This window comes from Blautia sp. AF34-10 (genome assembly GCF_003477865.1).
Taxonomy (GTDB): domain Bacteria; phylum Bacillota; class Clostridia; order Lachnospirales; family Lachnospiraceae; genus Fusicatenibacter; species Fusicatenibacter saccharivorans.
In genome coordinates, this window is record NZ_QUED01000016.1 from 26362 (window position 1) to 50297 (window position 23936).

18 protein-coding genes and 2 pseudogenes are annotated in these 23936 nt (G+C 49.8%); 19 read left to right on the forward strand and 1 reads right to left on the reverse strand.

The window, feature by feature from the left end; genetic code table 11:
• Window positions 1-61 precede the first annotated feature (61 nt).
• The 11 genes and pseudogenes from DWZ60_RS10860 to DWZ60_RS10900 all read left to right on the forward strand — a co-directional run bounded on the left by DWZ60_RS10860 (window position 62) and on the right by DWZ60_RS10900 (window position 15686).
• Window positions 62-1135, forward strand: coding sequence for a carbamoyl phosphate synthase small subunit (locus DWZ60_RS10860; protein ID WP_055219571.1), 1074 nt, complete (start codon window positions 62-64; stop codon window positions 1133-1135).
• The gene (carB, locus tag DWZ60_RS10865) at window positions 1135-4341 is read left to right on the forward strand and encodes a carbamoyl-phosphate synthase large subunit (protein WP_022462958.1); all 3207 of its coding nucleotides are present in this window, start codon (window positions 1135-1137) and stop codon (window positions 4339-4341) included. The genes DWZ60_RS10860 and carB overlap by 1 nt, the downstream gene beginning before the upstream one ends.
• 203 nt (window positions 4342-4544) lie before the next feature.
• Window positions 4545-5456 carry an undecaprenyl-diphosphate phosphatase gene (locus DWZ60_RS10870; protein WP_118659600.1) on the forward strand — a complete coding sequence of 304 codons (912 nt, stop codon included), beginning with the start codon at window positions 4545-4547 and terminating at the stop codon, window positions 5454-5456.
• A 592-nt stretch (window positions 5457-6048) separates the two neighbouring features.
• Window positions 6049-6585 carry a PEP/pyruvate-binding domain-containing protein gene (locus DWZ60_RS18200; protein WP_243038299.1) on the forward strand — a complete coding sequence of 179 codons (537 nt, stop codon included), beginning with the start codon at window positions 6049-6051 and terminating at the stop codon, window positions 6583-6585.
• Between the two features lie 53 nt (window positions 6586-6638).
• Window positions 6639-8594, forward strand: a pseudogene (gene ppdK, locus DWZ60_RS10875) (pyruvate, phosphate dikinase); the annotation flags it as partial.
• A gap of 145 nt (window positions 8595-8739) precedes the next feature.
• The gene (locus DWZ60_RS10880; protein ID WP_022462955.1) at window positions 8740-9333 is read left to right on the forward strand and encodes an NUDIX hydrolase; all 594 of its coding nucleotides are present in this window, start codon (window positions 8740-8742) and stop codon (window positions 9331-9333) included.
• Window positions 9334-9435: 102 nt separating this feature from the next.
• Window positions 9436-10767 (forward strand): MATE family efflux transporter, encoded by a 1332-nt coding sequence (locus tag DWZ60_RS10885; protein ID WP_119221633.1) that lies wholly within the window; start codon window positions 9436-9438, stop codon window positions 10765-10767.
• A 199-nt stretch (window positions 10768-10966) separates the two neighbouring features.
• Window positions 10967-11721: pseudogene (locus tag DWZ60_RS18205) on the forward strand (ABC transporter permease); the annotation flags it as partial.
• Window positions 11722-11820: 99 nt separating this feature from the next.
• Window positions 11821-12663, forward strand: a complete 843-nt coding sequence (locus DWZ60_RS18210; protein WP_243038302.1) for an ABC transporter ATP-binding protein — start codon at window positions 11821-11823, stop codon at window positions 12661-12663.
• Window positions 12644-14488: an ABC transporter ATP-binding protein gene (locus DWZ60_RS10895; RefSeq protein ID WP_055219380.1), complete on the forward strand. Its 1845-nt coding sequence runs from the start codon at window positions 12644-12646 to the stop codon at window positions 14486-14488. The genes DWZ60_RS18210 and DWZ60_RS10895 overlap by 20 nt, the downstream gene beginning before the upstream one ends.
• A 19-nt stretch (window positions 14489-14507) precedes the next feature.
• A complete protein-coding gene (locus DWZ60_RS10900; protein ID WP_118594952.1) occupies window positions 14508-15686 on the forward strand; it encodes a phosphopentomutase in 1179 nt (392 codons plus the stop codon).
• A 16-nt stretch (window positions 15687-15702) separates the two neighbouring features.
• Here the strand turns inward: DWZ60_RS10900 and DWZ60_RS10905 are convergent, their stop codons facing one another.
• Window positions 15703-16320, reverse strand: coding sequence for a hypothetical protein (locus DWZ60_RS10905; protein ID WP_119221634.1), 618 nt, complete (start codon window positions 16318-16320; stop codon window positions 15703-15705).
• A 168-nt stretch (window positions 16321-16488) separates the two neighbouring features.
• Here DWZ60_RS10905 and DWZ60_RS18215 point away from each other — a divergent pair, with 168 nt between their 5' ends.
• The 8 genes from DWZ60_RS18215 (at window position 16489) to DWZ60_RS10935 (ending at window position 23924) form a co-directional block, all read left to right on the forward strand.
• Window positions 16489-16986 carry an MATE family efflux transporter gene (locus tag DWZ60_RS18215; protein ID WP_243038300.1) on the forward strand — a complete coding sequence of 166 codons (498 nt, stop codon included), beginning with the start codon at window positions 16489-16491 and terminating at the stop codon, window positions 16984-16986.
• Window positions 16983-17819, forward strand: coding sequence for an MATE family efflux transporter (locus DWZ60_RS18220; RefSeq protein ID WP_243038301.1), 837 nt, complete (start codon window positions 16983-16985; stop codon window positions 17817-17819). Before DWZ60_RS18215 ends, DWZ60_RS18220 begins: the two co-directional genes overlap by 4 nt.
• A complete protein-coding gene (locus DWZ60_RS17115; RefSeq protein ID WP_147326094.1) occupies window positions 17792-18094 on the forward strand; it encodes a hypothetical protein in 303 nt (100 codons plus the stop codon). Before DWZ60_RS18220 ends, DWZ60_RS17115 begins: the two co-directional genes overlap by 28 nt.
• On the forward strand, window positions 18070-19437 hold the full coding sequence (locus DWZ60_RS10915; RefSeq protein ID WP_055219374.1) for an MATE family efflux transporter: 1368 nt from the start codon (window positions 18070-18072) through the stop codon (window positions 19435-19437). The genes DWZ60_RS17115 and DWZ60_RS10915 overlap by 25 nt, the downstream gene beginning before the upstream one ends.
• A 101-nt stretch (window positions 19438-19538) precedes the next feature.
• Window positions 19539-21089 carry a Mur ligase family protein gene (locus tag DWZ60_RS10920; RefSeq protein ID WP_119221635.1) on the forward strand — a complete coding sequence of 517 codons (1551 nt, stop codon included), beginning with the start codon at window positions 19539-19541 and terminating at the stop codon, window positions 21087-21089.
• A gap of 503 nt (window positions 21090-21592) precedes the next feature.
• Window positions 21593-22540: an L-lactate dehydrogenase gene (locus DWZ60_RS10925; RefSeq protein WP_055219369.1), complete on the forward strand. Its 948-nt coding sequence runs from the start codon at window positions 21593-21595 to the stop codon at window positions 22538-22540.
• Window positions 22541-22746: 206 nt separating this feature from the next.
• Window positions 22747-23544 carry a CoB--CoM heterodisulfide reductase iron-sulfur subunit B family protein gene (locus DWZ60_RS10930; protein ID WP_022461168.1) on the forward strand — a complete coding sequence of 266 codons (798 nt, stop codon included), beginning with the start codon at window positions 22747-22749 and terminating at the stop codon, window positions 23542-23544.
• On the forward strand, window positions 23541-23924 hold the full coding sequence (locus tag DWZ60_RS10935) for a 4Fe-4S dicluster domain-containing protein (RefSeq protein WP_022461169.1): 384 nt from the start codon (window positions 23541-23543) through the stop codon (window positions 23922-23924). Before DWZ60_RS10930 ends, DWZ60_RS10935 begins: the two co-directional genes overlap by 4 nt.
• The last annotated feature ends 12 nt before the right edge of the window (window positions 23925-23936 follow it).

The window sequence follows — 23936 nt, forward strand, 5'->3', positions numbered from 1 at the left end:
TGAGATGCATATTTCATACAAACTCAAAACCGAACGAAAAAGAAAGGAAAACGGTGGAATGATGAAAGCTTTTCTAATCTTAGAAGACGGGCATGTCTTTACCGGAACCAGCATTGGTTCACAAAAAGAAGTGATCAGTGAAATCGTATTTAATACATCCATGACTGGATATCTCGAAGTGCTGACCGACCCATCCTATGCGGGACAGGCAGTATGTATGACGTATCCTCTTATTGGAAACTATGGAATTTGTTATGATGATCAGGAGTCCTTAAGACCCTGGCCGGATGGCTATATTGTAAGAGAATTATCCCGTCTCCCCAGCAACTTCCGTTGCCAGGACACCATTCAGAATTTCCTGAAAAAGTTCGATATTCCCGGAATCGCCGGAATCGATACTCGTGCTCTTACCAAAATTCTTCGTGAAAAAGGTACCATGAACGGTATGATCACGACCAACGAAAATTATCACCTCGATGAAATTATTCCAAAATTAAAAGCGTATAATACCGGAAAAGTTGTAGAAAAGGTAACCTGCTCTGAAAAATCAGTTTTAAAAGGAGAAGGCTTTAAAGTTGCACTTCTGGATCTTGGCGCAAAGAACAACATCGCACGTTCCTTAAATGAGCGCGGATGCGAAGTGACCATTTATCCGGCGCTTACTACAGCAGAAGAGATCCTCGCCGCAAATCCGGACGGAATCATGCTGTCCAACGGCCCTGGAGATCCGAAAGAGTGCGTATCCATTATCAAAGAGATTAAAAAACTGTACGATTCCAATGTACCGATCTTTGCAATCTGTCTTGGACATCAGCTGATGGCACTGGCTACCGGCGCAGATACCCACAAGATGAAATATGGCCACCGCGGCGGAAACCACCCGGTCAAGGACCTGGCAACCGGAAGAGTTTACATTTCTTCCCAGAACCACGGCTACGTCGTAGATACCGATACCCTGGATCCGAATGTGGCAGTTCCGGCCTTTGTGAACGTCAACGACGGCACCAACGAGGGACTCAAATACGTCGGCAAAAACATCTTTACCGTACAGTTCCATCCGGAGGCATGCCCTGGCCCGCAGGATTCCGGATACCTGTTTGATCGATTCCTTGAGATGATGGGAGGTAACAAATAATGCCAAAGAATCCGAATATTAAAAAAGTTCTGGTTATCGGTTCCGGTCCGATCGTCATCGGACAGGCAGCAGAGTTCGACTACGCAGGAACACAGGCGTGCCGTTCCCTGAAAGAAGAGGGAATGGAAGTTGTTCTTCTGAACTCCAACCCGGCAACCATCATGACCGACAAAGACATCGCAGACCGCGTTTACATCGAGCCGCTGACCGTAGAAGTGGTAGAGCAGCTCATCCAGAAGGAAAAACCGGACAGCGTTCTTCCGACTCTGGGAGGCCAGGCAGGACTGAACCTTGCGATGGAACTCGAAGAAAAAGGCTTCTTAAAAGAAAACAACGTACGCCTGATCGGTACCACAGCACAGACCATCAAAAAAGCAGAGGACCGTCAGGAATTCAAAGATACCATGGAAAAAATCGGCGAGCCGGTAGCGGCATCCCTGGTTGTCCATGATGTACAGGCTGGTATCGATTTCACCAACAAGATCGGTTATCCGGTTGTACTGCGTCCGGCTTACACCCTCGGCGGAAGCGGCGGCGGTATCGCTTACAACGAAGAAGAGCTGATCGAGATCCTCTCGAACGGACTCCGTCTTTCCCGTGTCGGCGAAGTACTCGTTGAAAGATGTATCGCCGGATGGAAAGAGATCGAGTACGAGGTAATGCGGGACAGCGTAGGAAACTGCATCACCGTCTGCAACATGGAGAACATCGACCCGGTCGGCGTTCACACCGGAGACAGTATTGTCGTAGCACCGTCCCAGACCCTGGGAGATAAAGAGTATCAGATGCTGCGTACTTCCGCACTCAACATCATCACCGAGCTCGGCATCACCGGCGGATGCAACGTACAGTATGCGTTGAATCCGGACAGCTTCGAGTACTGTGTTATCGAGGTAAATCCGCGTGTCAGCCGTTCTTCCGCACTGGCTTCCAAAGCGACCGGTTATCCGATTGCAAAGGTTGCTGCAAAGATCGCACTTGGCTACACTCTGGATGAGATCCCGAACGCCATTACCGGAAAAACCTACGCAAGCTTCGAGCCGATGCTGGATTACTGTGTTGTAAAAATCCCGCGTCTGCCGTTCGATAAGTTTATCAGTGCAAAACGTACCCTGACCACACAGATGAAGGCAACCGGTGAGGTTATGAGTATCTGCAACAACTTCGAGGGCGCGCTGATGAAAGCCATCCGTTCCCTGGAACAGCACGTAGATTCCCTGATGTCCTATGACTTCAGCCACTTGTCCAAAGACGAGCTGATCGAAGAGCTTCACATCGTAGATGATATGAGAATCTGGAGAATCGCAGAGGCGATCCGTCAGGGCATCTCCTACGACGAGATCCACGAGATCACCAAAATCGATGTATGGTTCATCGATAAGCTGGCTATCCTCGTTGAGATGGAGCAGGCATTACAGGCCAAAGAGCTGGATGAGGATCTGCTGCGCGAAGCAAAACGCCTTGAGTTCCCGGATTACCTGGTGGCAAAACTGGCAGGAAAGACCGAAGAAGAAGTAAAAGCGTTAAGAAAACAGTATGATATCACCGCAGCTTACAAGATGGTAGATACCTGTGCCGCTGAGTTCGCAGCAACCACACCGTATTACTATTCCGTATACGGCGGCGAAAACGAAGCTGTCGAGACAAACGACAGAAAGAAAGTCCTCGTCCTTGGTTCCGGCCCGATCCGTATCGGACAGGGTATCGAGTTTGACTTCTGCTCCGTACATTGTACCTGGGCATTCAAGAAAGAGGGCTATGAGACCATCATCATCAACAACAACCCGGAGACCGTCAGCACCGACTTCGATATCGCAGATAAACTGTATTTCGAGCCGCTGACACCGGAAGATGTAGAAAATATCGTCAACATCGAGCATCCGGACGGAGCCGTTGTACAGTTCGGCGGCCAGACCGCGATTAAGCTGACCGAAGCACTCCTGAAAATGGGTGTGCCGATCCTTGGAACATCTGCAGAGAACGTAGATGCCGCAGAGGACCGTGAGCTGTTCGATGAGATCCTGGAGCAGTGTGAAATCCCGCGTCCGAAGGGACACACCGTATTCACCGCAGAAGAGGCGAAAAAAGCAGCCAACGAGCTCGGCTATCCGGTACTCGTCCGCCCGTCCTACGTCCTTGGAGGACAGGGTATGCAGATCGCCATCAGCGATGAGGACGTCGATGAATTTATCGGCATCATCAACCGGATCGCACAGGAGCATCCGATCCTGGTTGATAAATATCTGCAGGGCAAGGAGATCGAGGTTGATGCAGTCTGCGACGGCACCGATATTCTGATTCCTGGTATCATGGAGCACATCGAGCGCGCCGGCGTTCACTCCGGAGACAGTATCTCCGTTTATCCGGCACAGAGCATCAGCCAGCATGCAAAAGACACTATCGTAGAGTATACGAAACGTCTGGCAAGATCCCTGCATGTCATCGGTATGATCAACATCCAGTTCATCGTATGCGGTGAGGATGTTTACGTCATCGAGGTCAACCCGCGTTCTTCTCGTACCGTGCCATACATCAGCAAGGTAACCGGAATCCCGATCGTGCCGCTGGCAACGAAAGTCATCCTCGGCCACACGATCCGCGAGCTTGGCTACGAGCCGGGACTGCAGAGAGAGGCAGATTACATTGCCATCAAGATGCCGGTATTCTCCTTCGAGAAGATCCGCGGCGCAGATATCGCCCTTGGACCGGAGATGAAATCCACCGGTGAGTGCCTTGGTATTGCAAAGACCTTCAACGAGGCTCTTTACAAAGCATTCCTCGGCGCCGGAATCAACCTGCCGAAATATAAAAACATGATCATCACCGTAAAGGATGAGGATAAAGAGGATATCGTTCCGATCGCACAGAGATTCCAGGCTCTCGGCTACAAGATCTATGCGACGAGAAATACCGCGAAAGCCCTGAACGAGAACGGCGTCAATGCGATCCGCACCAACAAGATCGAGCAGCCGTCCCCGAACCTGATGGACCTGATCCTCGGCCACAAGATCGACCTCGTCATCGATACTCCGTCCCAGGGTGTTGAGCACTCCAAAGACGGATTCGTCATCCGCCGGAACGCGATCGAGACAGGTGTCAACGTACTGACCTCTCTGGATACCGCAACCGCACTCGTAACCAGTCTGGAAAATACAGATGTGAAGAAGCTGACCCTGATCGATATCGCAACGATCGACAAGAGATAAGCATGATAGAAGCATAAAGCAAAGAAAAGCTCTCTGCTGCAGAAACAAAGCGGCAGAGAGCTTTTTTGGCCGAATGTGGGTTTGAATGGATTTTACAAAAAAAGAAAACGTGACGCGCTTGTGTTTTTAGCATAAGTATGATAGATTTTTAATAGAATGCCAGAAAAGGGCATCCAATTCAAAAAGAGAAAGGTACATATCGTATGAACATCATTGAGTGGTTAAAGGTTATCCTGCTGGGTATCGTAGAGGGCATTACCGAGTGGCTTCCAATCAGCAGCACCGGCCACATGATTCTGGTAGATGAGTTTATTAAGCTGAATGTGACAGCTGATTTCAAGAATGTTTTTGAAGTTGTCATCCAGCTCGGTGCAATCCTTGCGGTTGTCGTCATCTATTTCTGGGATCTCTGGCCGTTTCATGGTAAAAGTAAAGCCAGAAGCCGGAGCTATTTTGCCAATCCAAGCGACAACAAGGTCTTTGCAGGTATTCAGAACTTTGTAGACAATTACTGTTATCTGGACAAAATTATCATGTGGTTCAAGATCGTCGTATCGTGTCTGCCGGCAGCCGTGATCGGACTGGCATTCAACGACTGGATCGAGGCCCATCTGATGAATTACGTGATCGTAGCACTGATGCTGATCATCTATGGTGTCCTCTTCATCATCATTGAGAATTACAACAAGACGAGAACACTGTCTGCAACAAAAATCAAAGAGATTACCTGGAAAAATGCGCTGTATATCGGTGTTTTCCAGCTCCTTTCCATCGTACCGGGAACTTCCCGTTCGGGAGCAACCATCATCGGCGGTATCCTGCTGGGATGCTCGAGAGAGCTGGCATCGGAGTACACGTTTTTCCTTGCCGTTCCGGTTATGTTCGGCGCGAGCCTTTTAAAACTGGTAAAACACGGCTTTGCCTTTACCGGTGTTGAGGTGGCGATCATGATCGTCGGCATGCTGGTGGCATTTGCGGTATCGATTTTTGCCATCAAATTCCTGATGCAGTACATCAAGAAGCACGATTTCAAAGCCTTCGGCTGGTACCGTATCGTACTCGGTGTGATTGTGCTGCTGTATTTCGTAATCAAAACCGTAATTTTGAAAGCATAAAATCGAACAATTCCGAAAATTTACCGGGAAAAATAGAAGAAGAAGTATCGTAAAATGAAAAAAATTGTGCGATACTTCTTTTTTTACGCGAAAATTACAAAAAACCCTGTAAAAAGTAACCAAAAGCTGATATAATAAAACATAACAGGGGCACAGACGATACAGTTCACCCGCGCCATTCGCAAAACTGCGCTTTCAGCGCTTTCCGCTGCTGCGCAGCTCCTTTTGCTCATTTCTCGGCGCTCCCTTCGTGTGTTCTTGCAAACAAATTTTCATGCAAGCATGAAATTTGCCCGCCAGAACACACGAGTGAACTGTAAATTAAAAAAAATACCGAAAATTTGCCATATTTTTATTGACTAAAGATATTCTTATGGTAAAATAAATATGTGCGCCCGAGAATATCTTTCTTTTCGGTGCAATCAGTATAGGGTGAACGTATCATCCAGGGCAATCTGGAAATACTTTACTATAACCTATCAAAATTACAAGTAGGAGGAAAAGTAACAATGGCAAAATGGGTTTACATGTTCACTGAAGGTAATGCAGACATGCGTACCTTCTCGGTGGAAAAGGCGCAAACCTGGCTGAGATGACAAACCTGGGACTTCCTGTACCACAGGGATTCACGGTAACAACCGAGGCTTGTACACAGTACTATGAGGATGGCAGACAGATCAACGACGAGATCATGGGCCAGATCATGGAAGCAATCGATAAAATGGAAGGAATCACAGGAAAGAAATTCGGAGATGCTAAAAATCCGCTTCTCGTTTCTGTACGTTCCGGAGCAAGAGCTTCCATGCCAGGTATGATGGATACCATCCTGAACCTTGGTCTGAACGAAGAGGTTGTTGAAACTCTGTCACAGGCTTCCGGCAACCCACGTTGGGCTTGGGACTGCTACAGAAGATTCATTCAGATGTTCTCTGACGTAGTTATGGAAGTTGGTAAAAAATACTTCGAAGAGCTGATCGACAAGATGAAAGAGGAGAAAGGTGTTAAACAGGACGTAGATCTTGACGCTGATGACCTCAAAAAACTGGCTGAGCAGTTCAAAGCTGAGTACAAAGCTAAAATCGGTGAGGATTTCCCGACCGATCCTAAGGTACAGCTGATGGAGCTGTAAAAGCCGTATTCCGTTCCTGGGACAACCCAAGAGCAAACGTTTATCGTCGTGACAACGACATCCCGTATTCCTGGGGTACCGCTGTTAACGTACAGATGATGGCATTCGGAAACATGGGAGATGACTGTGGTACAGGTGTTGCCTTCACTCGTGACCCTGCTACAGGAGAGAACGGACTGTTCGGTGAGTTCCTTACCAACGCACAGGGCGAGGACGTAGTTGCCGGTGTTCGTACACCTATGCACATTTCCGAGATGGAAGAAAAATTCCCGGAAGCTTTCAAACAGTTCAAAGATGTTTGCAAAACTCTGGAGACACATTACAGAGATATGCAGGACATGGAGTTCACTGTTGAGCACGGTAAACTGTACATGCTGCAGACACGTAATGGTAAGAGAACAGCAAAAGCTGCTCTGAAAATCGCTTGTGACCTTGTAGATGAGGGAATGAGAACAGAGGAAGAGGCAGTTGCAATGATCGATCCTCGTAACCTTGACTCTCTGCTTCATCCGCAGTTCGATGCAAAAGCACTGAAAGAGGCTACTCCAATGGCAAAAGCACTGGGAGCATCTCCGGGAGCTGCTTGCGGAAAAATCGTCTTCACAGCTGATGACGCTGTTGCATGGGCTGAAAGAGGAGAAAAAGTTGTTCTGGTTCGTCTTGAGACATCCCCGGAAGATATCACAGGTATGAAATCTGCACAGGGTATCCTGACTGTTCGTGGCGGTATGACCTCTCACGCAGCCGTAGTTGCCCGTGGTATGGGAACCTGCTGTGTATCCGGTTGCGGTGATATCGTAATGGACGAGGCAAACAAGAAATTCACACTGGCTGGCAAAGAGTACCACGAGGGAGACTGCATCTCTCTGGATGGTTCTACCGGATGCATCTATGACGGACTGATCCCGACCGTAGACGCTACCATCGCTGGTGAGTTCGGAAGAATCATGGGCTGGGCAGATAAATACAGAACCATGAAAGTTCGTACAAACGCTGATACTCCGGCAGACGCTAAAAAAGCTCGTGAGCTTGGCGCAGAAGGTATTGGTCTTTGCCGTACAGAGCATATGTCTTCGAAGGCAACAGAATCGATGCATTCCGTGAGATGATCTGCTCTGAGACTGTAGAAGAGAGGAGAAGCAGCACTTGCTAAGATCCTTCCGGAGCAGCAGGGAGACTTCGAGAAGCTGTATGAAGCTCTGGAAGGCAACCCGGTTACTATCCGTTTCCTGGATCCGCCGCTTCATGAGTTCGTTCCGACTGAGGAAGAGGACATCAAGAAACTGGCTGACGCACAGGGCAAAACTGTTGAGCAGATTAAAGCAATCATCGCTGGTCTGCACGAGTTCAACCCGATGATGGGTCATCGTGGATGCCGTCTTGCTGTAACTTATCCGGAAATCGCTAAGATGCAGACAAGCGCAGTTATCCGCGCAGCGATCAACGTTAAGAAAGCTCATCCGGATTGGAATGTAAAACCGGAAATCATGATCCCGCTTGTTGGCGATATCAAAGAGCTGAAATACGTTAAGAAATTCGTAGTAGAGACTGCTGACGCTGAAATCGCAGCTGCAGGCAGCGACCTTACTTACGAAGTTGGTACCATGATCGAGATCCCGAGAGCAGCTCTGACTGCAGACGAGATCGCAAAAGAAGCAGACTTCTTCTGCTTCGGAACCAACGACCTTACCCAGATGACTTACGGATTCTCCCGTGACGATGCTGGTAAGTTCCTGAACGCTTACTATGACGCTAAGATCTTCGAGAACGATCCATTCGCAAAACTCGATCAGGACGGCGTTGGCAAGCTGATGAAGATGGCTATCGATCTTGGAAGACCGGTTAACTCTTCTCTGCACGTAGGTATCTGCGGTGAGCACGGTGGAGATCCGAGCTCCGTAGAGTTCTGCAACAAACTGGGTCTGGACTATGTTTCCTGCTCACCGTTCCGTGTGCCGATCGCCCGTCTGGCAGCAGCTCAGGCAGCTATCGCTCAGAAGAACGCTTAATTTAAGCAGAATCTGTCCGAATCAGGATTTTCATGCAGTAGCATGATTTGTGTTCAAACGTAAGGAGACCCCGGCGGTCTGTAGAAATACAGGCGCCGGGGTCTTTTTTATCAATCGTTTAAAATCAAAGTGGGAGGGAAAACGGATGCAGAATGAAACAGCCAAAGAAAACCTGCTGCGGCAGATCCGGGAATACCGTCCGTACAATGAGCAGGAAGAGCGGGATCGGGCGATTCTGCTGAAATGGATGGAGAGCGGATGCGATATTTTGACGCGGGAAAATGAGACCGCACATCTGACTGCCTCCGCCTGGGTCGTAAGCCCGGATCGGAAGCAGGTGCTGATGGCGTATCACAATATTTACCATTCCTGGGCATGGCTCGGCGGCCACGCGGACGGAGATGCGGATCTTTGCAGCGTGGCGGTAAGAGAAGTGAAGGAGGAATCCGGGATTGAAGAGGTGAAGCTCTTATCGGATCAGCCATTCTCGCTCGAAATCCTGTCGGTGGACGGCCATGTGAAGCGCGGAAAGTACGTGACGACACATCTCCATCTGAATGTGACATATCTCATGGAAGCAGACCCGGTACAGGAAATCCGCTGCAAGCCGGATGAAAACAGCGCAGTCGGCTGGATTCCGGTGGAGCAGATCGCAGAAAAATCGACAGAGCCGTGGTTTGTGGAGCGTGTGTATGGCAAGCTGTGTGAGAAAGTGAAAAGAGATTTCTGTGAAGTGTAATATGCAATCCGCGTATGAACTGCCATTTAGAATAAGCATTAGACAAATGAGCTGTTAGATGTCTAAAATAGAGACAGAAAGAAAAATGGCAGGAGGGGTTTTATGTTTACAAATCAGGATTTGAAAAAGCTGATTATTCCGCTTTTCCTAGAGCAGCTTCTGGTGGCTCTGGTCGGAATTGCGGACGTGTTTGTTATCGGATTTGTCGGAGAGGCGGCGGTTTCCGGTGTGTCACTGGTCAATGCGTTTAATATGATCTTTATCAATCTGTTCACAGCGCTGGCATCCGGCGGTGCGGTGGTCATCAGCCAGTATATCGGAAAGAAGGACAAGGAGCAGGCGGGAGCGGCAGCTTCCCAGCTTCTGACGGCATCGGTATTGCTGTCGGTTGTTATTTCTGTAGTGGTACTGGTTGCCAACGAACAGCTGATGCGTTTGATGTTCGGCAAGGTTGAGGATGATGTCATGGCGGCATGCGTGACGTATCTGCGTATCTCGGCATATTCCTATCCGGCAATGGCGATTTACAATGCGGGAGCGGCTTTGTACCGCAGTTTTGGAAAAACCAGCACGACGATGTACCTTTCGATTGCATCGAATGTGATCAACGTAGTCGGAAACTGTATCGGCGTCTTTGCTTTGCATACAGGTGTGCCTGGCGTTGCGGTTCCGTCGCTGATTGCGCGTATCTTTTCCGCAGCTGTTATCACGGTTCTCTGCTTCTCAAAGCGAAATCCGGTGCAGTATCTGAAAGAGTGGATTTTTAAAGTAGACTTGAGCTTCCAGAAAACGATCCTCAGTATCGCAGTTCCGAACGGTATCGAGAGCGGTATTTTCCAGCTCGTCAAAGTAGCACTTTCCAGTGTGGTAGCACTGTTTGGTACCTACCAGATTGCCGCAAACGGCATTGCCCAGAGTATATGGTCCATGGCGGCACTCACAAGCAGTGCACTTTCCCCAGTATTCATCACCGTCATCGGACAGTGCATGGGCGCGGGAGATACTGATCAGGCGGAGTATTATTTCCGCAAGCTGATAAAAATCACACTGATCATTGGAGTGGCATGGAATGCGCTTGTCTTTGCAGTCACACCGTTTGTCCTTTCCTTCTATGCGGTGTCCGAGGAGACGAAGCGGCTGACACTCTGGCTGGTACTGCTGCATAATATTTTCAACGGTATTGCACTCTGCTACGCCGGACCGCTTGGAAGCGGCCTTCGTGCGACAGGAGATGTAAAATTCACAATGGGAATTTCCCTCTTCACGACCATCGGCATCCGCCTGATTTTCTCTGTGATTTTTGCAATCTGGATGAACATGGGCGTTATGGGAATCGCTCTTGCGATGTGCCTCGACTGGTCCGTGCGCGGCATCATCTTCTGGTGGAGATTCAAACAGGGCAAGTGGAAAACGTTTCAGGTTATCCGTGAGTGAAAAAACGATCCTCTTTTTCTGACGACAGAAAAGTTGTTGGGAAAAGGGGATTTTTGGGGTAAAAGGGATTATTTCGGCGCGTTGAAAATCATGCCGGGGTATGGTAAAATGGACTCCGAAAAACAGCAAAAGGAGGACGTGACAGAAGATGAATGATATGAAGCGTCTGCTCTCGTATGCAGGTCCCTACAAGCGGGATATGATTTTCGGAGCAGTGCTGGTATTGGTAGAAACGTGTTTTGAACTTTTTATTCCGATTCTGATTTCCAATCTGATTGACATCGGCGTTGCGAACGGCGATATCCCTTACATTTACCGCAAGGGAATCCAGATGGGAATCTGCGCGCTCTGTGCGCTTGTGACCGGAATTTTATACGCGCACTTTGCGGCGCGGGCGACGTACGGCTGGGGAGCTGAGATCCGGAAGGCGGAGTATGAGAAAATGCAGCAGTATGCATTTTCCAACCTCGACCACTTTGCGGTATCATCCCTGATCACCCGTATGACGACGGATGTTACCGTCATCCAGAATATGGTAAGCGCCGGCTTCCGCCCGATCACGCGCGGACCGTCGCTTCTGATTATGGGAATCGGCCTTTCATTCTATATGAATCCGCGGCTGGCATTTGTATTCCTTGTATGTACCCGCTTCTTGGCTTTATTCTCTCCCTGATTGTGCGGAGAGTTGCCCCGATGTACACAAAACTGCAGTCCATGGTGGACCGCCTGAACAACGTTGTCCAGGAGGGGCTGACCGCGATCCGTGCCGTCAAAGCTTTCGTGCGGGATGAGTACGAGGAAGACAAATTCAACGAGGTCAACACCGACCTGACCGCAGCGAGCGAGCAGACGTTCCACTACGCCGTGCTGAATCTGCCGGCATTTCAGGGCGTCATGTATACCGCGATCGTGCTGATTCTGTGGTTCGGCGGAAATATGATTCTGAAAAAACAGCTTGCCGTCGGAAACCTGACCGGATTTCTAAGCTACGTCATGCAGGTCATGAACTCGATGATGATGATTGCAAACGTCTTCCTGCTTCTGACCCGTTCCATGGCGAGCGCACACCGGATTGTCGAGGTGCTCGATGAGAAAATCGTGCTCACCTCGCCGGAAAATGGTGTAACAGAAGTGACAGAGGGCAGCGTGGAGTTTGACAACGTATCGTTTAAATACAAAGAAGAAGCAAAAGAGTACGCACTCTCCGATGTTACGCTGAAGATCAAAGCTGGTCAGACGGTAGGAATCCTCGGAGGAACAGGTTCTTCGAAAACGACGCTGGTGCAGCTCATTCCGCGTCTGTATGATACCAGCCGCGGCACCGTCCGCGTCGGCGGAAAGGATGTGCGCGCGTACGATCTTGCCGCTCTCCGCGATGCAGTCAATATCATTCTGCAGAAAAACGTGCTGTTCTCCGGAACCGTGCGTGAAAACCTGAAATGGGGCAATGTGGATGCATCCGATGAGGAGATCTGGGAAGCATGCCGCGCGGCGTGTGCGGATGAATTTTTGAACCGCATGCCGGACGGCCTCGACACCGTGCTCGAGCAGGGCGCAAGCAACCTCTCCGGAGGCCAGAAGCAGCGTCTCTGCATCGCGCGTGCGCTGATCGGAAAGGCAAAAATCCTGATCTTCGATGATTCGACAAGTGCGGTCGACACGGCAACGGAGAAAAAGATCCGCGAGGCACTGGCGGCGCGGAAGAATGTCACAAAAATTATCATTGCGCAGAGAGTAACATCCGTCATGAATACGGATCAGATCATCATTCTTGATGACGGAAAAGTACACCGGATCGGCACGCACGCTGAACTGCTGGCGGATGACCCGATTTATCAGGAAATTTACGCCTCACAGATGAAAGGAGGAGACGAAAATGGCAGCGAGAGCTTATAGCGGAAAGAAACCAAAGAACCTGAAACACACGCTGCGCGTCTTCCTGTCTTATCTGGGACGGCACAAAAAAATGCTCGCAGTCGTAGCGGTACTGGTAACAATCAGCGCGGGAGCCAACCTCTTTGGAACGTATATGATCCGCCCGGTTGTCAACGGACTGGCGGACGGAGATGTGCACACACTGCTGCGCGGCGTGCTGATTACGGCACTCATTTTCGGGTGCGGCGCACTCGCAGCATACGGCTACACGCAGACCATGGTAAAAGCAGCACAGCAGGTTGTATTTGATATCCGCCGCGATCTGTTCGAACACGTCCAGACACTGCCGCTGCAGTTCTTCGACAGCAGACGCCACGGCGATATCATGAGTCTTTTCACGAACGATATCGACACGATGGCAGATGCCCTGAACAACAGTTTTGCGATGGTTATCCAGAGCTTCATCCAGATTGTGGGAACACTGACCTTGCTGTATATCCTAAACTGGCGGCTCTCGCTGATTGTAACGGTGTGCTACGGTATCATGTTCTGGTATATCAAGTTCAGCGGAAAGCGCAGCAAGGGTTATTATACGAAGCAGCAGAACAGCCTCGGAGAACTGAACGGCTATATTGAGGAGCTGATCACCGGACAGAAAGTCGTCAAGGTGTTCCACCACGAAGAAGAGAGCTTTACGGAATTCTGCAAAAAGAATGAGGAGCTCCGGAAAGCGGGAACCGGCGCGCAGGGGTATGCGGCGACGATGGTTCCTGTCGTTGTCAGCATTTCGTATGTCAATTATGCGATTGTGGCAGTGCTCGGCGGCCTTCTCGCCCTGCACGGAAAAGCCGATATCGGAAGCCTGGCAAGCTACCTTGTCTTTGTCCGCCAGGCGGCGCTTCCGATCAACCAGTTCACCCAGCAGAGCAACTTCCTTCTCTCAGCGCTCGCCGGTGCGGAGCGTGTCTTCGACGTGATGAGCCTGGAGCCGGAAATCGATGAGGGAAAAGTGGAACTGGTCAACGTAAAAGAAGAGAACGGCGCACTTGCCGTCTGCGAAGAGACAACAGGCCGCTGGGCATGGAAGCGCCCGGACGGAACGATGACGGAATTAAAGGGCGATGTGCGTTTTGAAAACGTGGATTTCGGCTACACGGCAGACCGTCTGATCTTAAAGAACATCAGCCTGTATGCCAAACCAGGCCAGAAAATTGCTTTTGTCGGTTCCACAGGAGCCGGAAAAACGACGATCACGAACCTGATCAACCGTTTCTACGACGTCCAGGGCGGCGCGGTTGTCTACGACGGCATTGACGTAAAAGATATCGAAAAAGACGCTCTGCGCCACTCCCTCGGTATCGTTCTGCAGGATACCCATCTGTTCACGGGAACCGTAGCAGAAAACATCCGTTTTGGAAAACTCGATGCCACGCAGGAAGAAATTGAACATGCGGCCAAAATTGCGAATGCGGATTCCTTCATCCGCCGTCTGCCGAACGGCTACGACACGATGCTGACCTCCGACGGAGCCAACCTCTCCCAGGGCCAGCGCCAGCTTCTCGCGATTGCCCGTGCCGCCGTTGCCGATCCGCCGGTGCTGATTCTTGACGAGGCAACATCTTCCGTTGACACCAGAACCGAGGCGCTGATCGAAAAAGGAATGGACCAGCTCATGGAGGGCAGAACCGTATTTGTCATCGCCCACCGCTTAAGCACCGTGCGAAACGCCAATGCGATCATGGTGCTGGAGCAGGGAAATATCGTAGAGCGCGGCGACCACGACGCACTTCTGGCACAGAAAGGAAAATATTATCAGCTCTATCATGGAATGTTTGAGCTGAGTTAAAAAGAAAGGAGTAAAGAGTATGAGAAAATATAACCGTATTTTTCTGATCGTCCTGGATTCTCTCGGAATCGGGGCGATGGCGGATTCGGAGAAGTTTGGGGATGTCGGTGTCAATACCTTCGGCCACATCTGGGAGAGTCAGGGAGGCCTTGAAATCCCGAACCTGCGCCGCCTCGGCATGGGAAATCTCTGCGGTGTGACAGAGGATGAGGCAAAGAGTTACGCCAGAAGACTGAACGAGGCGAGCAACGGAAAAGACACCATGACCGGCCACTGGGAGATGATGGGAATTTACACGACAAAGCCGTTCGTTACGTTCACCGACCACGGATTTCCGAAAGAACTGATCGACGAGCTGGAAAAACGAACCGGCAGAAAGATCATCGGCAATAAGGCGGCGAGCGGAACGGAGATCCTCGATGAGCTGGCAGAGCGCGAGATCGAAAACGGAGAACTGATTGTCTATACCTCGGCGGATTCCGTACTGCAGATCTGCGGCAACGAGGAGACGATGGGACTGGAGACGCTGTATCATTACTGCGAGATTGCCCGTGAGCTGACCATGAAAGACGAGTGGAAAGTCGGCCGTGTCATTGCAAGACCGTACGTCGGAAAGAAAAAAGGAGAGTTCGTCCGCACCGCAAACCGTCACGACTACGCTGTCAAACCGACGGGAAAAACCGTGCTCAACGCGATGCAGGAGGCAGGATATGATGTCATCAGTATCGGAAAAATCAACGATATTTTCTGCGGCGAGGGCATCACGGAGAGTCTGAAATCCAAGAGCAGCGTCCACGGCATGGAGCAGACGATTGAGACGGCAGGAAAAGAGTTTACCGGACTGTGCTTTGTCAACCTCGTCGATTTCGATGCACTCTGGGGCCACAGAAGAAACCCGGAAGGCTACGGAAAAGAGATTGAAAAATTCGATGTGAACCTTGGAAAGCTGCTGGAGCAGTTAAAAGACGACGATCTGCTCCTGATCACGGCAGACCACGGCAACGACCCGACTTATACCGGAACGGACCACACCAGAGAACAGGCGCCGCTCCTTGCGTACTCACCGTCTATGAAGGAGAGCGGCCTTCAGGAGACGAAGGACACCTTCGCTGTGATCGGCGCATCCGTTGCAGAGAACTTCGGCGTAAAAATGCCGGAGGGAACGATCGGAACATCGATCCTGGAATCGTGGAAATAAGGAAGCGATGGCGTTTTCAGCTGAGGCGGTAAGAACCTTTCGAAAGTTTCACAAGCTGTCCTTCTTCGAGCAGCTTCTTTAAAACCCGCTGGAGCTGGCGGCGGCTGCAGTGGAGCTGCATGGCCATCTTTTCCACGCCGGAAAACGTCTGATCCGGACAGCGCTCTGAGAGATAAGAGAGGAAGGATTCCTCGAGCGTGGAAAAATTCGACTGGGAGCTGGAATAAAGCATCAGCTTTTCGGTGACAGAGTTTAAAAGATATCGTAAAAAGCGGTTGTCGTTCAGCAGAAGCTCTTTCGTGGAAGCGAGCGGCAGAACAATACAAAGCGCGGTGGTGCGTGCCTCGATCTGGTGCGTATCATCGCGTTTTCCGCAGAATTCCATATCGCCGATGCAGGTAAAGCCGTCGAGATAGCCGATCGGGTAGCTCGTGCCGTCGGCGCGGTTGGCGCTGATCTCGATGGAACCGTCCACGAGGAACGAGAGGTATTCCTCCGGATTCAGCGTGTCGAGCCGTTCGCCCTTTTCAAACTGATACAGAGAAAATGCGAGATCCGGGGTATCGAAAAGAGATGGGATCTCATGTTTCTGAAGATAAAAGTCCAGCAGAGTCGGATCAAAAATTCGTTTCATAGGAAAATCCTTTCACAGAAAAATTTTTTGGAAAACTTTTTCTTTATTGTGACATATGACACAAGAAAAAGCAAGAAAGTCTGCTAAGATAAACCAGAATGAAAAATGTTACAGTTTGCTGGGTACCAGTGAACTGTAACCGAAAAAGAGGAAAGGGGAGTTTTCAAAATGGAAAACGAATTATTTGAGAAAACAAAAGTGTCCAAAGCATATATGACGCTCGCACTTCCGGTCGTGCTCGGCATGGTCGTGTCGCTGATCTATAATATGGTAGATACTTTTTTCATCGCGCGGACCGGAAACACGGCACTGATTGCCGGCGTATCGCTCGGCACACCGATTTTCACGCTGATGATTGCACTCGGTGACATCTTCGGCGTCGGCGGCAGTTCCGTCATTTCGCGCCTCTTCGGTAAAAAAGAGTACGAGGACGGAAGACGGATCAGCGTATTCTGCTTTTACGCAGCGATTGCTGTCGGCATTGCGGTCAGCATCATCCTGCTTGCCGCCAAACAGCCGATCCTTGGCCTGCTTGGCTGTGATGAGACGACGTGGCAGTATGCGGGGGACTATTACCAGTGGATTGCACTCGGCGCACCGTTTATCATCCTGCAGCTGACGCCGAACAATCTTCTTCGGACCGAGGGCTTCGCAAAAGCTCGATGATCGGAACAATGCTGGGAGCCGTCGTCAACATCATTCTTGACCCGATCTTTATTTACACGCTCGGCATGGGAGCAGCCGGAGCAGCGATTGCAACGGTGATCGGCAACATCTGCGGTGATATTTTCTATGTTATCTTTATGATAAAGAAATGCCGCTATCTCTCCGTCGATTTCCGAAAACTGAAAATGACCGGAGCAGAGGTGCTCGCCGTTCTTGCCATCGGCATTCCGGCATCCGTCACAAACTTCATGCAGAGCATCGGCGTGACGCTGACGAACCGATTTTTGCAGCCGTATGGAATGGACAAAGTTGCAGCGATGGGAATTGCTTTGAAAATTATTATGATTTCTGTTCTTGTGATGGTCGGTTTCGCTTTTGGCGGACAGCCGCTGGTCGGATACAATTATGGAGCGAAAAATAAAAAACGTCTCAGTGAGACGATCCGCTTTGCCTTCCTCCTGGAAGTGCTGACCGGTGCCGGAATGGCGGTTGTGCTCGGTGCGGCGGCTCCGCTTCTCGTGGGACTGTTCTTAAAAGAGGCGGATGTCATTGCAGCGGCCCAGCAGATCCTCCGCGTCCAGCTCATTGGTATGCCGTTTGTTGGTATCGTACTCGCATCGACCTGTATTTTCCAGGCGATCGGAAACGGGGCAGGAGCAATGATTCTTTCAGCAGGACGTCAGGGCGTGATTTTTGCCATTGTAATTTTCTGCGCTTCAAAACTTGCCGGTTTTTCCGGTGTTATTGCCTCCCAGCCGGTTTCTGATTTTCTGACCGCATTGGTGGCTGTGATGATTCTGCTTCAGTGGAAAAAGAAAGAATTTGCAAAATAAGAAAGAACAGCAAAGCGGCTGCGGCACAGCGTTCCGGAACGGGAACCTGCCGCAGCCGCTTTTGGCGTGCGCAAAAAAACAGAATTCCTGCACAGGCGGCCGCCATGTCAAAAACACGTAAAAGTGATGAAAAAACGTCTCTTAATTCGGCAGTATTACGGGATTGCATTCTGAGAAAACAAGATATAAAATGGCATGAGATTCGACAAAAAGGGGAAGCAAAAACATACGACAATAGGGAGGACATCACATGGCAACAAAGAAAAGTGCAGTAAAAGATCTGACAAACGGCAGCCCGGTAAAACTGATTCTGGGGTTTGCACTGCCGCTGCTGCTCGGCATGCTGTTCCAGCAGTTTTACAGCATGGTCGATACGATTATTGTAGGAAAATTCTTAGGCGCGAAAGCGCTCGCGGCTGTTGGAAGCACAGGTTCGATCAACTTTATGATCGTGGGATTCTGTATGGGAGTCTGCAGCGGATTTGCAATTCCGGTTGCGCAGATGTTCGGGGCAGGAGACCGGAAAGCGCTGTGCCGGTATGTAGGAAATGGAGCCGTCCTGGCCGGTATTCTTTCCGTGGTGATGACCGTTCTTGTCTGCATCTGGTGCCGCGACATTCTGATTCTGATGAAAACCCCGTCCGATATTCTGGACGGTGCATACGCTTACATCTTTGTTATTTTCCTCGGAATTCCGCTTATGGTGCTCTATAACCAGACATCAGCAATCATGCGGAGCCTCGGCGACAGCCGCTCCCCACTGATTTTCCTCGGTATCTCTTCAATACTGAATATCGTGCTAGATCTTGCGCTGGTCCGCCCGATGGGAGTAGCGGGAACCGCGTGGGCGACGATTATCGCGCAGGGAGTCTCTGGATTCCTGTGTCTCTTTTATATGAAGAAAAAATTCACCATCCTTGCTTTTACGAGAGAGGACTGGAAGCTGCACAAGCATTATGTGCTTAATCTGTGCAATATGGGAATCCCGATGGGACTGCAGTATTCAATCACCGCGATCGGAAGTGTTATTTTGCAGACCGCTGTCAACGGCCTTGGTTCCACTGCGGTTGCATCTGTTACGGCTGCCGGTAAAATTTCCATGTTCTGCTGCTGTCCGTTCGACGCGCTCGGCTCCACTATGGCGACGTATGCCGGACAGAACGTCGGTGCGAAGAAGATGGATCGTGTCAACACCGGTATTTTGACAAGTTCCATTATTGGAAGCGTGTATTCCGTGGTCATTTTAGGAGTCATGTTTCTGTGGTCCCGCCAGATTTCGCTTCTCTTTGTAGATGCATCTGAGACGGTCATCCTCGACCAGGCGCGTCAGATGCTGCTGATCAACATGGTATTTTACATTCCGCTGACCCTTGTCAATGTCGTACGCTTTACCGTGCAGGGCATGGGCTTCAGCAAATTTGCAATCCTTGCCGGCGTCTGCGAGATGATCGGCCGTTCGGTGGTAGCCTTTTTCCTGGTTCCGTATTTTGGTTACACCGCAGTCTGCTTCGCAAGCCCGGTGGCATGGATTCTCGCCGATCTGTTTCTCGTTCCGGCGTACCTGTACTGCGCAAAAACGCTTCGTTCTCTTTTTGAGAAAAATGCGCAGATGATGTAAGCCGTGCCGCAAGATGGACAAGCTGTTTCAATTCTGGTATAATGGAGCCTGGATTTTAGGAAAGCTGAAAAAGAATCCCATAGAAGAGAGGAAGATATCCTATGAAACAGTCGGTATTAGAATATAAGAAACTTCTGGAGCAGGAAGACCTTCTGGTGGAATTTGCAGAGCCGGAAGGAAAAGAAGGAGAGGACAGACCCGTTACCCTCGTAACGTATTTTTCGGGCGGAGCGGATCAGGGAACGCTGTTTCTCTGCAAAGGAGCTGCATTCAAAGAGGCATACTTAAAAGACGCCGTAAACCGCGGTGCTGTTGCCTATGTAAGTGAAAAAAAATACGAAGCGGGAAAAGAAATTCCGGCGCTCATCGTCAACGATGCCAGAAAAGCACAGTTTGTGCTGGGTGAGGCGTTTTACGATTATCCGGCAAAGTCGCTGCATGTCACGGCGCTGACCGGAACAAAAGGAAAGACAACGACAGCCTACTACCTGCAGTCGATGCTCGATGCCTGCCTGAAAAAACAGGGCGGAAACGGATGTGCACTGTTAAGTTCGATTGAATATTACGACGGAAAGACGAGAGAAGCATCAACGCTCACCACGCCGGAATCCCTGGAGCTGTGCCGTCATATGCGCAATGCCGTAGATGCAGGCCTTTCCCATATGGTGATGGAAGTATCCTCCCAGGCGCTCAAATACGAGAGAGTCGGAAACACGCATTTTGATACCGCCATTTTCCTGAACATCTCCAAGGACCACATCAGCCCGACGGAGCACAAGGATTTTGATGATTATTTCCAGTCGAAATTAAAGATCTTCGACCGCTGCACCTGCGCCTGCGTGAACCTGGACAGCGACCATATCGGGGAAATCCTGAAAGCTGCGGCAAAATGTGAGCGCGTCGTTACGTTTGGATCGAAAGAAAATGCTGTAATCCGCGTGAGTGATATCAAGCCGGGCAGAGGAAAATTCTATTTCCATGTGGCAGGACCGGATTTCTCGGAAGATTTTACCCTGCCGGTGCACGGAGCCTTCAATGTGGAGAATGCCGTAGCTGCCATTGCGGCTGCCTGGTCGATGGGAATCCCGGTTTCGCTGATCAAGGAAAGCCTCCTTGGCGTCACCGTTCCGGGAAGGATGGAGACGTATGAGAGCAGCGCGGGCGAGGTCACGGCGATCGTGGATTTCGCGCACAATGGCCTGAGTTTTGAAAAAATGTTTGATACCGTAGCACTCGAATACCCGGGGAGCCGCGTAAGCGTTGTGTTCGGAACCCCGGGCGGAAAAGCATTCAACCGCAGAAAAGATATGGGTGAGATTTCCGGAAAACGGGCGGACCGGATTTTCCTCGTACCGGATGATCCGGGAAACGAAGATCCGCAGGCGATCTGTGAGGAGATCGGCGGGTACATAGCAAAGGAAGGTGCATCCTTCCAGATCCGCATGGACCGCGGAGCAGCAATCCGGGAGGCGATTCTTGGCGCCGTACCGGGAGAGGTTGTTCTGATCCTTGGAAAAGGCGCGGACGTGACGATGCACGTCGGAAACGGAAATGTGCCGTACCGGTCAGATGCCGTCTATGCAAAAGAGGCGCTTGCCGAATATGGAAATGCATTTGCCGAAGCGGCAACGGCTCGTGAAACAGAAGAATAGAAGCAAAAACAGAAAAAACAGAGCAAAAAAGACACGGAACAGAAAAATCCGTGTCTTTTTTGCGTCTGGCGGCAGCAGAAATGAAAATCAGACAGGAAATTTGGCGGATACATCCTACAAAATGTAGAAAAGAAGGACAGAAACTAGCCCGTATGACGAAAAGTTGTTAAAAATATAACGAACGAAAGTTAGACGTGTGAAACTAAACACAGAAAGCAAAAACCCGGGAACCATGCGGAAAAAGACGAATTCTGCGGGATGAAGGACAAAGCTGTAAGTTTTTGGAAAGAATTCTTGTGAAAAAGAACAAAAAATGGTATAATTGTATTGAAATATATCCAGAACACCCCTTCTGGAAGCGTACGGGCTCAGTGAGAAAAAAGATTTCACGAAAATGCTCGAAAAAAACACTTGTTAAATTCTTGTCATAGTGCTATGATAAGGAAAGTGAAAAATTTATCAATCACAAAAACCAACTAGGGGTATTTTAGAAAGGAGTATTTATGAGCAGCAAGATTACCATCATTGGAGCTGGAAGCGTTGGATCTACGATCGCCTATACACTGTCGAACGAAGACATCGCGTCTGAGATTGTTCTCATCGATATTAACAAGAAAAAAGTAGAGGGAGAGGTTATGGATATCGCGCAGGGTACCTGCTTCCGCGATCCGGTCTCCATCATCGCAGGTGAGTATGAGGATGCCAAGGACTCTGATATCGTAATTATTACTTCCGGTATTGCAAGAAAGCCTGGCCAGACCCGTATTGAGCTGACCCAGACCAACGTAAACATCTTAAAATCCATCACACCGGAAATCGTAAAAGCGGCTCCGAATGCCATCTACATCATTGTAAGCAACCCGGTTGATATCATGACCTACGTGTTTACAAAGATCTCCGGACTTCCGGAAAACCAGATCCTTGGTTCTGGTACCATGCTGGATTCCGCGAGACTTCGCTGCGGACTGTCTGAACACCTCAACATTGCCCAGAAAAACATCCACGCTTACGTATTCGGTGAGCACGGCGATACTTCCTTCATTCCGTGGAGCGGCGCTTACGTTTCCGGTGTCAGTCTGGACGAGTACTACGAGACCGTAGAAAAAATGGGCAGGAACGTAACCAAGATCGACAAAGATGCTATGCTGGAGTACGTAAGAACTTCCGGCGGACAGGTTATTGCAAACAAAGGAGCTACTTTCTATGCAGTATCTGTTGCAGTATGCAAACTGGTAGCAACCATTCTTTCTTCTTCCGATTCTGTAGCAACCGTATCTTCCATGATGCACGGTGAGTACGGCATCGAGGATGTATGCTTAAGCACACTGACCCTCGTTGGACCGAAAGGCGTACAGGGCAAGATTCCGATGCGTATGACAAAAGAGGAAGTAGAAAAACTCAAAGCAAGTGCCGACGCATTAAAAGCAGTTATCGCACAGATCGAGCACTAAGAGCGGGCAATAAGCTCAAAACATAAAATTTATGGCAGTGGCAGAAAGTGCGAAAGAGCGGTATCTCCCACTGCCTTAACGTGCGCCTGAAGAAATTTTCCGCCGGGTGTACATAAAAAGAGTACCGGAAACTTTTCCGGTGCCGGACAGAAGATACCGCAGGAAAAATGGAAACCAACAGGAGCAAGTAAGAAAGGAGCAATTCCATGACCTACAGTTATTTTCCGGGCTGTACGCTGAAGAACAAAGCAAAAGATCTGGATCATTATGCCAGAGAGTGCGCAAAAGTTCTGGGATTTGAACTGGAAGAAATTGAAAACTGGCAGTGCTGCGGAGCTGTGTATCCACAGGCATCCGATGAAATCGCCACAAAACTTTCTTCGGTTCGCGCCTTAGCAGACGCCAAAGAAAAAGGACAGGATCTGATCACAGTCTGTTCCGCCTGTCATCACGTGATCAAACGCGTAAACGATGACATGGCGAATGTAGAAGACATTCAGACAAAAGTAAACAACTACATGGCTCTTTCCGAGCCATATCTTGGCGAAACGAAAGTACTTCATTATCTGGAAGTGCTGCGTGACGTCGTTGGATTTGACAAGATCAAAGAGAAAGTGGTAAACCCATTAAAAGGAAGAAAAATCGGCGCATATTACGGCTGTATGCTGCTTCGTCCGAGCACCACAATGCAGTTTGACGATCCGGAGAATCCGACAATCATTGAAGATTTTATCAAGGCCCTTGGCGCAACACCGGTCGTATATCCGATGAGAAATGAGTGCTGCGGTGGCTACATATCCCTGAAAGAAAAGAAAATGGCATCCAACATGGTAGACCAGATCATGGCGTCCGCATCCTACAAAGGAGCAGAAGAACTGATCACCGCATGTCCGCTTTGCATGTACAACCTGCGCAATAACGGAACAAAAGAAGGTCTTCCGGTTACCTACTTTACCGAGCTTCTTGCAGAAGCACTCGGCATCAAAGAGGAGGTGCAGGCATGAAAATTGTAACATCCGATGAAATCCGTGCCATCGCCGGCGTGGATACCAGAAAATGTATGAGATGCGGTAAATGCTCTGCATCCTGCCCTGCTTACAATGAGATGGACATCCGTCCGCATCAGTTCGTATCCTATGTACAGAACGGCGATGTGGAAGCACTGATGAACTCCAAGTCCATCTGGAAATGCCTCTCCTGCTTCGCATGCGTAGAGCGCTGTCCAAGAGACGTAAAACCTGCCAAACTGATCGAGGCAGTCCGTCTTTCTGTCATCCGCCAGAAAGGTGAGAATTATCTCTCCCCGGATGAAATACCGGCACTTCTGGACGATGAGACTCCGCAGCAGCTGCTGATGAGTGCATTCCGTAAATATAGAAAGTAAAAAACAACCCAT

What these genes read in the sequence shown, in the direction of transcription:
- DWZ60_RS10860 (WP_055219571.1), top strand. Translation starts at nt 62, where the DNA reads ATGAAAGCTTTTCTAATCTTAGAAGACGGGCATGTCTTTACCGGAACC.
- carB (WP_022462958.1), top strand. Translation starts at nt 1,135, where the DNA reads ATGCCAAAGAATCCGAATATTAAAAAAGTTCTGGTTATCGGTTCCGGT.
- DWZ60_RS10870 (WP_118659600.1), top strand. Translation starts at nt 4,545, where the DNA reads ATGAACATCATTGAGTGGTTAAAGGTTATCCTGCTGGGTATCGTAGAG.
- DWZ60_RS18200 (WP_243038299.1), top strand. Translation starts at nt 6,049, where the DNA reads ATGACAAACCTGGGACTTCCTGTACCACAGGGATTCACGGTAACAACC.
- DWZ60_RS10880 (WP_022462955.1), top strand. Translation starts at nt 8,740, where the DNA reads ATGCAGAATGAAACAGCCAAAGAAAACCTGCTGCGGCAGATCCGGGAA.
- DWZ60_RS10885 (WP_119221633.1), top strand. Translation starts at nt 9,436, where the DNA reads ATGTTTACAAATCAGGATTTGAAAAAGCTGATTATTCCGCTTTTCCTA.
- DWZ60_RS18210 (WP_243038302.1), top strand. Translation starts at nt 11,821, where the DNA reads ATGGCGAGCGCACACCGGATTGTCGAGGTGCTCGATGAGAAAATCGTG.
- DWZ60_RS10895 (WP_055219380.1), top strand. Translation starts at nt 12,644, where the DNA reads ATGGCAGCGAGAGCTTATAGCGGAAAGAAACCAAAGAACCTGAAACAC.
- DWZ60_RS10900 (WP_118594952.1), top strand. Translation starts at nt 14,508, where the DNA reads ATGAGAAAATATAACCGTATTTTTCTGATCGTCCTGGATTCTCTCGGA.
- DWZ60_RS10905 (WP_119221634.1), bottom strand. Translation starts at nt 16,320, where the DNA reads ATGAAACGAATTTTTGATCCGACTCTGCTGGACTTTTATCTTCAGAAA.
- DWZ60_RS18215 (WP_243038300.1), top strand. Translation starts at nt 16,489, where the DNA reads ATGGAAAACGAATTATTTGAGAAAACAAAAGTGTCCAAAGCATATATG.
- DWZ60_RS18220 (WP_243038301.1), top strand. Translation starts at nt 16,983, where the DNA reads ATGATCGGAACAATGCTGGGAGCCGTCGTCAACATCATTCTTGACCCG.
- DWZ60_RS10915 (WP_055219374.1), top strand. Translation starts at nt 18,070, where the DNA reads ATGGCAACAAAGAAAAGTGCAGTAAAAGATCTGACAAACGGCAGCCCG.
- DWZ60_RS10920 (WP_119221635.1), top strand. Translation starts at nt 19,539, where the DNA reads ATGAAACAGTCGGTATTAGAATATAAGAAACTTCTGGAGCAGGAAGAC.
- DWZ60_RS10925 (WP_055219369.1), top strand. Translation starts at nt 21,593, where the DNA reads ATGAGCAGCAAGATTACCATCATTGGAGCTGGAAGCGTTGGATCTACG.
- DWZ60_RS10930 (WP_022461168.1), top strand. Translation starts at nt 22,747, where the DNA reads ATGACCTACAGTTATTTTCCGGGCTGTACGCTGAAGAACAAAGCAAAA.
- DWZ60_RS10935 (WP_022461169.1), top strand. Translation starts at nt 23,541, where the DNA reads ATGAAAATTGTAACATCCGATGAAATCCGTGCCATCGCCGGCGTGGAT.